The sequence below is a fragment of the Methylacidimicrobium sp. B4 genome, from assembly GCF_017310545.1.
GTDB lineage: Bacteria > Verrucomicrobiota > Verrucomicrobiia > Methylacidiphilales > Methylacidiphilaceae > Methylacidimicrobium.
In genome coordinates this window covers 1542172-1554530 of the sequence record NZ_CP066203.1, presented here as the reverse complement: position 1 = coordinate 1554530, position 12359 = coordinate 1542172, and the positions used below count along the sequence as shown (strand labels likewise).

Below are 12359 nucleotides of genomic sequence, written 5' to 3'. Positions count from 1 at the left end.
CGACTAGGCGCGATCCCGTCCGGCGGTGGATCAACTCGGGAAGCTCCGCGAACCAGAGCTGCCACGAAGCTGCGTCCTCAAGGCGACACTCAAACGCCCAAAAGTCCATGCCAAACCCGAAAAAAACCACAGGCAGTCACATCAGCGTCTGTACCTTCGCAACCGCATGGACCGGTTGGCGATGGACACATCCCCCGAGCACAAGCGATTCCCGGGCGAAGAAGAGGAAGGAGCGACCTTGCGCCCCGGCTGGCCTGATCCTTCCTTTTCGGAGCTCTTCAGAGTTCTTGATCCTCCGAGAGAATCTCCCTAACGTAGCGGCAGCCGATCGGGCTTACGGAGGGAGCATGCCGGAGCGGGGTACGTCCCGGATCTACTCGCTCCACCACCCCTCCGGGCTTCCATAATGAGGACAAGCAGAGCCCGCAGGCGCTGGACCAATCTCGCGTTCCACCCGCCTTCCTCACCCCCGCCCTGCGGAGTAGCCTATGAGTCACCGTCCGGCTGAACTTTCCGCCCTCTCCGCGCGATGCGCACGCACGGCGGTCGACGCCGCCCTCGTTGCCGGAGATCACCTCCGGCGGAGCTTCGGAGGGCCCGTCATCGTCTGCGAGGAGAAGGCCTACGACATCAAGATCGAAACGGATCGGCAGTGCCAGGGGTTGATCTCCCAGATGATCCTGCACGACTTCCCCGATCATCGCATCTTGGGAGAAGAGGGCAACGCGGGGTCGCCCACCGGTGCGGTCGAATGGATCGTCGATCCGCTCGACGGGACGGTGAACTTCACCTACGGAATTCCCCACTTTTGCACCTCGATCGCCGTCCGGCTGGAGGGAGAGCTGCTCGTGGGGGTGATCTTCGATCCGATCCGCCAGGAGCTTTTTACCGCCGAACGGGGTCGCGTTCCCCGACTCAACGGGAAGCCGATCGCCGCAAGCAAGCGAGCTCACCTTTCCGAAGCGGTCTGCGTCGTCGGCTTTTCCCGAAGCCGAGCGGGAATCGAACAGGGGCTACGGCTCGTTCAATACCTCGTCCCGCGCGTCCGAAAGGTCCGGCTCACCGGTTCGGCAGCCCTTGATCTGGCCTACCTGTCCGCCGGACGAATCGACGCTTACTTGGAGCAGGAAATCCACCTCTGGGATATCGCCGCAGGAGTCCTCCTCCTCCAGCAAGCAGGAGGCCACATGCACCAATTTCCCAATCCGGGTACAGACACTTTCCGCGTGACGGCGACCAACGGCCGGCTTGACTTGAGCGGACTGCCGGTTGACGAATAGCCCCGCTTGCCTGCTCGGGCGAGCTCGCCCGGAAGGCGATATTCCCTAGGCGTTCTGCAGAAGCGCGCTTCGTTCGGAAAGGGATCGCAGGAGATCTTTCCAGGAGGAGACGAAGGCTTCCGCCCCGTCACGCTGCAGCTGCGCGGCCAGAGCCGACACATCGATGCCCGCGTCATGGAATTCGGCAAGGAGAGCACTTGCGTCCCCTCCATCGGCCGGAAGAAGCTCTCCAATCTCGCCATGGTCCGCAAAGGCCAGCAGCGTCTCCTCCGGCATCGTGTTGATTGTCTTTGGGGCGGCAAGGGCGCGAATGTAGAGAATGTCTGAAGCGTGTGGATCTTTCGTGCCGGTGCTGGCCCAGAGAAGCCGCTGGGGTCGCGCACCCGCGGCCTCGAGCGAGCGCCAGCGATCCGAAGCCAGCACTTCGCAATAGGCACGGTAGGCCTGCTTGGCTACCGTGGTCCCCAGCCGGTTTCGAAGCCGCTCTGGGACCTTGCCCATGATCGCCTTGTCCCACCGGCTGATGAAAACGGAGGCCACGGAAGAAACCACCCCCAAGGGAAGCCCTGCCGCCTTTCGCCGCTCCAGACCGGTCATATAAGCATCGGCCGCCGCCGCGTAATGTTCAGCGGAGAAAAGGAGCGTAACGTTAATGGAGACCCCTTCGGCGATCGACTCCGCAATTGCGGGAAGCCCTTCCCGCGTACCGGGGATCTTCACGAACAGGTTGGGGCGCCCCATGGCTTCATGAATCCGCTTCGCCTCCTGCAAGGTGCGATTCGCATCGTAAGCCAACAGCGGCGAAACCTCCAGGGAGACCCAGCCGTCGCCCCCTTCGGTCGCCTCGTAGGTCGGGCGAAACAAGTCGGCCGCTCTTCGAAGGTCCTCCATGGCCAGACCGAAGAAGAGAGATTCACCCTCCAGCCCGCGCGAGGCGTGCTCCTGAATCGCCTCGTCGTACCAATGGCTTTTCGCGATCGCATGGTCGAAGATGGTCGGATTCGAGGTCAATCCGGTAACGGAATACTCCCGGATATATCGATCGAGCAGTCCATCATCGAGCATCTGCCGAGAGATATTGTCTACCCAGAGACTTTGACCAAGCTCGTGGAGTGTTTGCGTCGCTTTCATGGGGATGTGCCGTTCGGTCCCTTCGGGCGGTCTGCCCGTAGGCTAGCTCCTCTATCGCACGCGCGATACGAGGAGCCTTCGCGCCCATGCTATCCGTTCTGCCACGGGCGGGTCAACCGTTTCGTCAGACTTGCTCATTCCTGCCTAAACGGGAACAAAGCTGACTTCCTGCTTCGTCGAGGCTGGTTTCACCCGGCGCTTGCGTGCCGAGCTAGAGCGCTCCTCTCCACAGGCGTGACTTCCGGCGGAACTCGCCGTAGGGCCGTCCAGGATGGCCACTGTAAATTAAAATCTACAAGAAAGATTGAAAAAGCTCAAATAATTAATCAACTGTTCAAACCCCGTCTTCGTCGACCTCTCGGATCCGCCCGGGGCTTGCGTCCCGCTCGGACGAGACCACCCTAGAGTTTCCAGTAGTGGGCGAAGATCCCGATCACCAGAATCGCCAGGACGTTCACGACCTTGATCATCGGGTTGATGGCGGGCCCAGCAGTATCCTTGTAAGGGTCACCCACGGTATCGCCCGTGACCGAGGCGGCGTGCGTCTCGGATCCCTTGCCCCCGTAATGACCTTCCTCGATGTATTTCTTGGCGTTGTCCCATGCGCCGCCGCTAGAGGTCATGGAGATCGCGACGAAGAGGCCGGTGACGATGGTGCCGATGAGAGCGCCTCCAAGAACGATCGGACCGAGCCCAGGGATCACGGCGATGGCGACCACCAGGATCAGAGGGAGGAGCGCGGGGAGGACCATTTCGTGCAGGGCAGCCTTGGTCACGATGTCGACGCACCGGCCGTAGAGAGGCCGGGCTGTCCCCTGGAGGAGGCCCGGGATCTCCGCAATCTGCTTCCGGACTTCTTCGACGACCGCACCGGCTGCATTCCCGACCGCGGCCATGCTCCGGGCAGCGAAGAGGTAGGGGAGGAGAGCGCCCAGGAAGAGGCCCACGATCACCTTGGGATCCTGGAGCCGGAACTGCAAGACCTCGGCGGTTGCCTGCGAGCTGTAGTGGCGGAGCTCTTCGACATAGGAACCAAAGAGGACCAGGGCTGCCAACCCCGCCGAGCCGATCGCATAGCCCTTTGTAACCGCTTTCATCGTGTTGCCCACCGCGTCGAGCTCGTCGGTCACCTGGCGCGTCTGCTTCGGCAGTCCGCTCATGACGGCGATTCCCCCCGCGTTATCCGTGATCGGTCCGAAGCTGTCCAACGAGATGACCACGCCCGCCATGCTCAACATGCAGCGAACGGCGATGGCGACGCCATAAAGCCGGTCGAGCCAGAAGGTGGCGAGCACCGCGATCGCGATGAAGAGGACGGGCAAGGCGGTCGCCTCCATCCCCAAGGCCAATCCCGCGATGATGTTCGTCGCGTGACCTGTTTGAGAGGCACGCGCGATCTTCTGCACCGGCTTCGCCGTGGTCTTTGTATAGTGATCGGTGATGATGACCATGGCGGCGGTCATCAGCACCCCGATCACCGAGCAGCTGTATTCTTGTGCCCACCGGTCCGGGAAGAGCCAGAAGCAGAGGGGCAGGAAAAGAACGGATGCAACGACCCCATTGGCCACGACCCCTTGAACCAGAGCCTTCCCCGCTGGTGCCTTCGAGAAGCTCACATAGCCGATCCCGCAAAGGGCCCCCAGGATGGTAATGCAGCCGACCAGAAAGGGATACATCATCGCGGCGGGGTTTCCGTCCAGGCTGATCGCCGCGACGAGAACCGCTCCGATCAGGCTGACGACGTAGGTCTCGAAGACGTCTGCCGCCATTCCTGCGCAGTCACCGACATTGTCACCGACGTTGTCCGCGATCGTGGCCGGGTTGCGCGGATCGTCCTCCTCCAGACGCTGCTCGATTTTGCCGGTCAGGTCGGCTCCCACGTCGGCTGCCTTGGTGTAGATCCCACCACCCAGCCGTGCAAAGACGCTGATTAAGCTAGCCCCCAGCGCCAACCCGACGAGCGCCGAAACGGTCTCTCGCAAGCCTTGATAGGAGACTGACAGCAAATAGAAAGCTCCCACGGAAAAGAGGGCGAGCCCGACGACGAGCAACCCGGTCACCGCTCCCCCACGGAAAGCCGCGTGCATCGCTGGCTCCGGCCCCATCGTGGCCGCCTGCGCCGTTCGCACGTTCGCCAGCACGGCCACGCGCATCCCGATGAATCCCGCCAGGAAGGAGCAGCCCGCACCCAGCAGAAAGCCTCCGCCGGCCCACCAGCTCTTGAAGAAACCGATGAGAAGAAAGAGGACGACGGCGATCCCCGCCACTGCCCGCATCTGTCGGCCCAAATAAGCCGCGGCTCCCTCCTGAATGGCGCCAGCGATCAAGCGCATCTGCTCGTTGCCGGCGTCCATGCCGCGTACTTGCCAGGCCAAGGCGATGGCGGCAACAATCCCTACGAGAGCAAAGCCGATGGAGAGCCCGAGGGCGTGATCGATCAAATACTCTTGCATGCCGCGCAATCCCTCTTTTTTTTCTTCTTCCCCACTTTTTTGTCACACTGGGCAGTGAGGGATTCGAACCCCCGGCCCTCTCGGTGTAAGCGAGACGCTCTGCCTCTGAGCTAACTGCCCGATGCCTCCTCGGAGTAAAACCGCAACGCTCTACCCCCCGATTCCGGCCACCGCCCCAGCCGCCAGGGTCAGGATCGGCTTGGCGTAGAAGCCGAAGAGGACGCTCCCCACGTTGAGCGCGATGAGCAGCGTCCGTGTGGCCGGATGAACGTCGATCGGCCCATGCTGCACGGGATCGCTCCAGAACATCGCCCGAACGACCGCGACGTAATAGTAGATGCCCGCAGCCGCCGCAGCCACTCCGATCATGACCAAAAGGTGTAGCCCGCTCTGCCAGGCCGCAAAAAAGACCAGAAGCTTACCGAAGAAGCCCATGAGCGGCGGAATCCCCGCCAGCGAGACCATCGCCAGCGCCATCGACCAGGCGAGGAGCGGGCTCCTCTGGGCGAGGCCGGAGAGGTCGGTGATCGTCTCTCCCGCTTTTTCCCGCTCCAGGAGAACCAGAACCAGGAACGCCGTGAAGGTCGCGACCAGGTAAGCCAACAGATAGTAAAGCAGGGAAGCGAAGCCGAGGAAGCTGTGGGACGCCAGCCCCAGAAGGAGGAAGCCGGCATGGCTGATGCTCGAGTATCCCAGCAGCCGCTTCAAATTCCGTTGCGGGAGCGCCGCGAGGTTCCCCAGGAGAACCGAAAGGGCGGCGAGCAATCCGATCAAAGGCACCCAATGGCTTTGGAAGGTCGTGCTCCAAAAGGGCAAAAGGAGGACCCGGAGCAGCACCACGAAGCCTGCCGCCTTGGAGCCGACCGAAAGGTAGGCGGTGATCGGGGTCGGCGCACCTTGGTAAACATCGGGTGCCCAGATGTGAAAAGGGACTGCCGCCGCTTTGAAGCCCAATCCAACCAAAAGGAATGCCAAGCCCAGCAGCAGGACGGGGCCCACCCCCTCGCTCTCCGCCGAACGAGCGACCCCATCGAACTGGGTCGAGCCGGTGGCACCGAAGAGGTAGGCAATCCCCATGACCAGGAAGGCGGTCGCCAGGCCGCCGACAATGAGGTATTTGGCGCCGGCTTCCAAGGAAGAGGCGTCGGTTCGGCGATAGGCGACCAGGACGAAGAGAGTGACGGTCACAAGCTCCAGGGCGACGAAGAGCAGCACGAAGTCGCGCACGGAACAGAGCAGGGCCATGCCCGCGGTGCAAAAGAGCGGGAGAATATAAAATTCGGCTCGCGCCGCCGGGATCTTCTGCTCCCCTTCCAGGCTCAGAAAGGTAACGAGCATGCCGACCAGCAGAAAGAAGGCTTTCCCGGAAACCGCGAACCGATCCCAGGTGTAGATCCCCTCCCAGAGCACCGCTCCGGTCGTGGCAAACGGCAGGAGGCAGAGCCCGGCGATCAGATGAACGCCGAGGACCAGGACCCCGACGGCCTTGGATTGAAGCTTCGCTACCGACTCGGCCAGCAAGAGCAAGACCCCGCCCACTGACAAGATGACTTCCGGCGCCCCAATGATCCACAATCCTTCGTGCATGCCGTTGTCCCTCCCGCTCCCCTTCCGTGTTCTCCCTAATTTAGCGAGAGAAATCCCTTGACTCCGGATCCGACAACTCCCAGGAGCGTCCCGGGCCAGATTCCCAGAATCAACAGCGCGGCCATCAACAGGACATAGGGAATCCGCTCGACCCCTTCCACATCTCCCGTATCGGCCAGATGTTGGGGCAGGTCGCCGTAAAAAACCGCCCGAACGGCCCGCAGCTGGTAGACCGCCGAGATCACGATCCCCCAGACCACCACGGCGGTGAGCAGCGGCTGGCTCTTCCACGATCCGAAAAAGATCAGGAGCTCCCCGGGGAAATTCGCGAGGCCCGGAACGCCCACCGATGCAAAGGAGCCGACCAGAAACGCGACCGCGATGAAAGGCATCCGCCGGGCGAGTCCGCCCAGCTCCGCAAAGCGGATCTCTCCCGCTCGCTCGCGTACTTCTCCGGCGACCGCGAAGAGGAGTGCGGCGCTTAAGCCATGAGCAACCATCAGGAAGACCACCCCGCTGACCCCCAGTGCATTCCAGCAGGCCAGACCGAGAAAGAGGTACCCCATGTGCATCACGCTGGAGAACCCAAGCATGGCGGGAAGCTCCTTCTGGGCGATGGTCGTGAGCCCGAGGAAGAGGATGTTGCCCAACAGGAGCGCGAGGATCCAAGGCTTCCATGCCTCTGCCCCTCCAGGAAGCAGCGGCATGGCCACACGCAGGAGGCCGTAGAGACCGAACTTTTTCAGAACCCCGGCGTGCAGCATGGCGGTCGAGGCGGGAGCCGACGCATACCCGAAGGGGGCCCACGAATGGAACGGGAAGAGGGAAACCAGCGTCCCGAAGCCGATGGCCAGAAGCAGAAAGGGCAACATCTGCTGGCTGGTCGCCAGCGGATTTTCCCGCAGGTACTCCGTCAGCCGGGGAATGTCGAAGCTTCGCTCCTCCGCAGGCAACACGCCCAGAAGGGCAATAATTCCGGCGAGAAGGACCAGGCTCCCCAGACCGAGGTAGAGAGTGATCTGCAGGCTCACGAATTGGCGATTTTCCGCCCCCCAAATCCCGATCAGGAGAAACGTCGGGATCAGAGCAAACTCGTGGAAGGCGTAGAAGAAAAAGAGATCGAGGGAGACGAACGCTCCCAGCGCCCCGAGCGAGATGAGGAGGAGATAGGTATAGAACTCGCTGGCGCGCTTGATCTTCGCAGGAGCCACCCAAATTGCGGCCAGGGTGACGAGCGTCGTGAGAAGGACCAGAGGGAGGCTGATCCCATCGACACCCACGTGGTACCGGATTTCCGGAAGCCCGCCGAGCGCGATCCAGCTGCGATTCTCCACGAAATGATACCCGCCGAGGCCGACGGGAAATTGGGCATAGATCCAGAGGCTCAGGAGGAAGTTTGTGCCCGCCGCCACCAGGGAGACCTTTTTGGGGGAAGCGCCGAAGAGGATCAGGCCGATCGCGGCGGCCTCGACGAGGAGCAGGAGCGTTAAGGGTGACATAAGCAATTCAGCGCGTGATCCTTCCATTCTCCGATTGTGCCGCTCGCCTCCTCAGCGACCGAAGAGCAACAGGAGGATTCCCCCCGCCCCCAAAGCGAAGAAAAAGGCGTATTCCCGCAAGTTTCCTGCCTGGAGCAGCCTCAGCATCTCTCCTCCCAGGCTGACCACAAAAGCCCCGCCGCGAACCAGGACGAACCCCACGATCCATTGATCGGCCCAAGCGAGAAGCCGCGCCAATTCCTCCTGCAGCTTGAGAACCGTCCAGTCGTAGATCTCGTCAAAGTAAAATTTCCTCTCGAAGAGGGGGATGGCAATCCGCTCCCGGTTGGCGCGCCCATAGGTGATTGCGCCCGCAGTAAGGCCCAGCAGGACGGCAGTCAAGGATGCCATCGGCACCAGCGGGTTGTTCCCTTCCTTCTCGTGGCCCCCGAGCAGATGCTCGATCCCGAAGAACGAGTATCCAGCAATGACCGCCAGAACCGATAGGACGATCAAGGGAAACCCCATGACAAACGGCGACTCCTTGGCATGCTCGGCGGCCTTCGTGCGAGGCCTCCCGAGAAACGCCACCAAGGTGATCCGGGTCATGTAGAAAGCCGTCAGCGCCGCGGTAAGGGCCGCCATCCAGAACAGGATAGGCTCGCTGCGTGCCGCCGCCTGCAGAATCTCTTCCTTGCTGAAGAATCCCGATAGGCCCGGTATTCCCGCAAGCGCGGCCGCCCCGATTCCGAAGGTGGCAAAGGTCAGCGGCATCTTTCGTCCGACCCCGCCCATTCTCCAGATGTCCTGCTCGTGATGGAGCGCGTGGAGCACGGAGCCCGCACCCATGAAGAGGAGAGCCTTGAAGAAGCCGTGGGTCGTCAAGTGGAACATCGCCGCTGTCGTGCTGGCGCAGCCCACGGCGAGAACCATGTAGCCGAGCTGCGACATCGTCGAATAGGCAAGCACCCGCTTGATGTCGTTCTGCTGCGTGGCGATCAGACCGGCTACGAGTGCCGTGATCCCGCCGGTCCACGCGATCACCGAAAGGGCCCCTGGTGAGAGCTCGAGGACAAAGAAGATGCGGCAGAGCATGTACACGCCCGCCGCCACCATCGTGGCCGCATGAATGAGGGCGGAGACCGGGGTCGGACCCTCCATCGCGTCCGGCAGCCAGACGTGAAGGGGAATCTGCGCCGACTTACCAACGCAACCGCAAAAGAGAAGGAGTGCGGCCACCGGAGCCAGCCAGCTCCCGGCGAGTCCGTGCGCAGCTCCGGGATCGAAGGCAACCGTTCCGCAAGTGGCCCAGAACGTCAGGATTCCCAACAGAAAGCCAAAGTCTCCCACTCGGTTCGCCAGGAACGCCTTCCGGGCCGCATCTGCGGCCGAGTTTTTCTCGAACCAGAAGCCGATGAGCAGGTAGGAGCTTACCCCGACGAGCTCCCAGAAGATGTACATCATGACGAAATTCGTCGAGACGATGATCCCGATCATGGAGGCAAGGAAGAGCGAGAGCTCGCCGAAGAACCGGGCTCGGCCGGGGTCTTCGGCCATGTAGCCGAGGGAATAGACGTGGATGAGAAAGGCGACTCCGGTCACCATGAGCAGCATGAGGCGAGCCAGGGAATCGAGGGTCATTCCGATCTCGATCCGGAGTCCGGGCAGGTCGACCCAGGAAAGTGCTGCGGGCGCCTCGATCTTCCCTAGGACGATCCCCAGGGCGGTCAAGAAGGTAAGCCCGCTCGCCGCAAGCGAAACCGCTTGGCTGAGCCGGGGATAGGGCCGGAGGGCGACCCACACCAGAAAGGCGGAAGTCAGAGGAGCCAGAAGAAGAAGCCAGGCCATAAGCGCTTAGAATTTGAGAGCGGTAATCTCTTCCGCCTTCGTCGTCCGCTTCATCCGATAGAGAGAGACGAGGAGCGCCAAGCCCACGGCCACTTCCACTGCGGCTACGGTGATGACAAAGAAGACGAGCACTTGTCCTCGCACCTGCTGCGAAAACCGACTGAAGGCGACCAGGGAGAGGTTTGCCGCGTTGAGCATGATCTCCAGGCACATGTACATGATCAGCAAGTCCCGCCGGACGATAACCCCTGCCAAGCCGATCGCGAAGAGCAGCCCGCTTAACACCAAGTAATGACCGAGAGTCGGCGTTCCCATTCCCAATGTGTCCGTTTTTCCTACACGTCTTTCTTGCTCAAGACGATGACCCCAATCATCGCGACGAGGAGGAGCAGCCCCACCGCCTCGAAGGGGAGCACATAAGTGCCGAAGAGCAGGTGCCCGATGCTCGTCGCCTCATTGGCTTCTGCGACGCGGGCGCTCTTCGCCTCCCACGCGGAGGGCGGAATGGCCCTCCAGAACCCGGCCCCGACGAGCACCAATATGAGCAGGCCCGCTCCAAAGCCAAGCGGGCGGAGCGGGGCTCCCTCTTCGGCCTTCAGATCGAGCAGCATGATGATGAAGAGGAAAAGGACCATGACCGCCCCGGCATAGACCCAGACTTGGACGGCGGACAGAAAGTAGGCCCCCAGGAGACCGAAGAGTCCGGCCAGCGCGAGGATCATGGTCACCAAGCTCAATGCCGAAGCAACGGGGCTCCGATTGAGGATGACTGCGGCAGCGCTCCCCAAGAGCACCAGGGCCGCAAACCAAAACAAAAATCCTTCCATCTTTTCCTTCTGACTGTTCCGTGGTTAGCGACTCCCCACAGAAAATCAAGAGCGATTCTGAAAAACTCTCCGCTTTCCAGAGACGTGCGACCGCCGACGCCTTGGGCCTATTTGTTGGCCCACTTCCGAATCGGCAGCGGCAAGACCCCCCCCATTTCATAGAGCTTGGCCTTGTCGTGAAGAAGCTCCCTGCGGCTCCGCCCGTTCAAGGAGTAGTTTTGCGGCAGAAGGAAGATCGCCTCCTCCGGGCAGACCTCCTCGCAATAGCCACAAAAGATGCAGCGCGTCATGTCGATCCAAAACTCCCTTGGCGCCTTCTCGACCTTGGCGTAGGGAGAATCTTCCGGAATCTCCCCCGGGATGATCCGGATCGCCCTCGGAGGGCAAATAAACTCGCAGAGCTGACAGCTCACGCATTTTTCCCGCCCCTCCTCATCCTTCACCAGGACGGGTGCGCCTCGGTATCCGGGAGGGATCGGTGGGCGCTCCTCGGGATATTGCAGGGTGATGTGCGTCTTCCCCGCGAGCCGAGCCACGAAATGGCTCCAGGTGATTCTCAACCCCTCCCAGAAACCAGGCAGATAGAGCTTCTCGACCCAAGAGAGATCGGGCCTGCGAACGACGATCATGACGCTACTCTACCGGCAATGGATCTGCTGTCAGCCTTTTTTCTTTTCCTCCCACCCTAGGCTGCTCCAGGATAAGGGCATGAAGTATCGGTTGCTGCCCGAGACGGGACAGAGGGTCTCCGAGGTCGGCTTTGGCGTCTGGACGCTTTCGACCGGTTGGTGGGGGGAATATACGGAAAAGCAGGCGCTCGCATTTCTCCACCGAGCGCTCGATCTAGGGGTCAACTTCTTCGACACGGCGGATGTCTACGGACACGGATACGGAGAGGAATTGCTCGGCAAGGCCTTCGACCGCGATCCCCGCGAGGTGGTGATCGCGACCAAGGTCGGGTATGACTTTTCGGGCCCCGCCCGCAGCCGCGGCCAGCGCGAGCTCCCCCATAACTTTTCCGAGGGCTTCCTCCGGGAGGCTGTCGAAAGCTCCCTGCGCCGCCTCCGTCGGGAGACAATCGACAACCTCCAGCTCCACAATGTCCGGATGGAGCACGTCGACGACGACCAGATCTGGACACTTCTTGAAACGCTCCGCCAGGAAGGCAAGATACGCTCCTACGGAATCGCTCTCGGGCCGGCGATCGGCTGGCTCTATGAAGGGATCCACGCCCTCCGGAGCCGCAGGCCCCACGTGGTGCAACACATCTACAACCTCCTCGAGCCTTTCCCCGGGCGGCCGCTCATGGACGCGGCTCCGGACTTGAGCCCGCGCTTCCTCGTCCGCGTGCCTCACTCGAGCGGGCTGCTCGAAGGAAGGTATACCGCCGACACGACCTTTCCGAAAGGAGATCATCGCAATCATCGGCCGGCCCATTGGCTCCCCAACGGGCTCAAAAAGGTAGAACAACTCCGATTTCTGGAAGTACCTGGGAGGACCCTGGGGCAAGCCGCCCTGCAGTGGATTCTCTGCGAGCCGCGCATTCTCTCCTGCCTCCCCAACATCTACACCACGGAGCAGCTCGAGGAGTTCGCCGCAGCCCCCGATGCCCCTCCCCTTTCCCCGAGCGAGCTCGACCGAATCGACGGACTCCTCGCCGCGAACTTCGGAATCGAGGAGCCCCGGGAAGCCTACAAAGGCACCATGACCCCGGCGATGTCGGCGTAGAGCCGTTTGAAGCTTACGAGTCCTAGA

The 12359-nt window shown here is 61.8% G+C and carries 10 protein-coding genes and 1 tRNA gene; 2 read left to right on the top strand and 9 right to left on the bottom strand.

What is annotated here, in order from left to right; translation table 11 throughout:
• Positions 1 to 488 precede the first annotated feature (488 nt).
• A complete protein-coding gene (locus MacB4_RS07430) occupies positions 489 to 1280 on the top strand; it encodes an inositol monophosphatase family protein (protein ID WP_206863248.1) in 792 nt (263 codons plus the stop codon).
• 45 nt (positions 1281 to 1325) lie between these two features.
• Here the strand turns inward: MacB4_RS07430 and tal are convergent, their stop codons facing one another.
• The 9 genes from tal to MacB4_RS07385 all read right to left on the bottom strand — a co-directional run bounded on the left by tal (position 1326) and on the right by MacB4_RS07385 (position 11233).
• Positions 1326 to 2411, bottom strand: a complete 1086-nt coding sequence (gene tal, locus MacB4_RS07425; RefSeq protein ID WP_206863247.1) for a transaldolase — start codon at positions 2409 to 2411, stop codon at positions 1326 to 1328.
• Between the two features lie 401 nt (positions 2412 to 2812).
• The gene (locus MacB4_RS07420) at positions 2813 to 4852 is read right to left on the bottom strand and encodes a sodium-translocating pyrophosphatase (protein ID WP_206864985.1); all 2040 of its coding nucleotides are present in this window, start codon (positions 4850 to 4852) and stop codon (positions 2813 to 2815) included.
• A gap of 60 nt (positions 4853 to 4912) precedes the next feature.
• Positions 4913 to 4984: transfer RNA gene (locus MacB4_RS07415), tRNA-Val, on the bottom strand.
• A 30-nt stretch (positions 4985 to 5014) separates the two neighbouring features.
• The gene (locus MacB4_RS07410) at positions 5015 to 6451 is read right to left on the bottom strand and encodes an NADH-quinone oxidoreductase subunit N (RefSeq protein ID WP_206863246.1); all 1437 of its coding nucleotides are present in this window, start codon (positions 6449 to 6451) and stop codon (positions 5015 to 5017) included.
• Positions 6452 to 6486: 35 nt separating this feature from the next.
• Positions 6487 to 7950 carry a NuoM family protein gene (locus tag MacB4_RS07405; protein WP_206863245.1) on the bottom strand — a complete coding sequence of 488 codons (1464 nt, stop codon included), beginning with the start codon at positions 7948 to 7950 and terminating at the stop codon, positions 6487 to 6489.
• A gap of 51 nt (positions 7951 to 8001) precedes the next feature.
• Complete coding sequence (gene nuoL, locus MacB4_RS07400) at positions 8002 to 9777, bottom strand: NADH-quinone oxidoreductase subunit L (RefSeq protein ID WP_206863244.1); 1776 nt, start codon at positions 9775 to 9777, stop codon at positions 8002 to 8004.
• 6 nt (positions 9778 to 9783) lie between these two features.
• A complete protein-coding gene (gene nuoK / locus MacB4_RS07395; protein ID WP_206863243.1) occupies positions 9784 to 10092 on the bottom strand; it encodes an NADH-quinone oxidoreductase subunit NuoK in 309 nt (102 codons plus the stop codon).
• Positions 10093 to 10112: 20 nt separating this feature from the next.
• On the bottom strand, positions 10113 to 10604 hold the full coding sequence (locus tag MacB4_RS07390) for an NADH-quinone oxidoreductase subunit J (RefSeq protein WP_206863242.1): 492 nt from the start codon (positions 10602 to 10604) through the stop codon (positions 10113 to 10115).
• Positions 10605 to 10711: 107 nt separating this feature from the next.
• A complete protein-coding gene (locus MacB4_RS07385; RefSeq protein WP_206863241.1) occupies positions 10712 to 11233 on the bottom strand; it encodes an NADH-quinone oxidoreductase subunit I in 522 nt (173 codons plus the stop codon).
• A gap of 79 nt (positions 11234 to 11312) precedes the next feature.
• Between MacB4_RS07385 and MacB4_RS07380 the strand changes: the two genes are divergently transcribed.
• On the top strand, positions 11313 to 12332 hold the full coding sequence (locus tag MacB4_RS07380) for an aldo/keto reductase (protein ID WP_206863240.1): 1020 nt from the start codon (positions 11313 to 11315) through the stop codon (positions 12330 to 12332).
• Positions 12333 to 12359: the final 27 nt, after the last annotated feature.

Coding starts and splice junctions, on each gene's coding strand:
- MacB4_RS07390 (WP_206863242.1), bottom strand. CDS start 10,604: ATGGAAGGATTTTTGTTTTGGTTTGCGGCCCTGGTGCTCTTGGGGAGC.
- MacB4_RS07380 (WP_206863240.1), top strand. CDS start 11,313: ATGAAGTATCGGTTGCTGCCCGAGACGGGACAGAGGGTCTCCGAGGTC.
- MacB4_RS07405 (WP_206863245.1), bottom strand. CDS start 7,950: ATGTCACCCTTAACGCTCCTGCTCCTCGTCGAGGCCGCCGCGATCGGC.
- MacB4_RS07385 (WP_206863241.1), bottom strand. CDS start 11,233: ATGATCGTCGTTCGCAGGCCCGATCTCTCTTGGGTCGAGAAGCTCTAT.
- MacB4_RS07410 (WP_206863246.1), bottom strand. CDS start 6,451: ATGCACGAAGGATTGTGGATCATTGGGGCGCCGGAAGTCATCTTGTCA.
- MacB4_RS07430 (WP_206863248.1), top strand. CDS start 489: ATGAGTCACCGTCCGGCTGAACTTTCCGCCCTCTCCGCGCGATGCGCA.
- nuoK (WP_206863243.1), bottom strand. CDS start 10,092: ATGGGAACGCCGACTCTCGGTCATTACTTGGTGTTAAGCGGGCTGCTC.
- tal (WP_206863247.1), bottom strand. CDS start 2,411: ATGAAAGCGACGCAAACACTCCACGAGCTTGGTCAAAGTCTCTGGGTA.
- nuoL (WP_206863244.1), bottom strand. CDS start 9,777: ATGGCCTGGCTTCTTCTTCTGGCTCCTCTGACTTCCGCCTTTCTGGTG.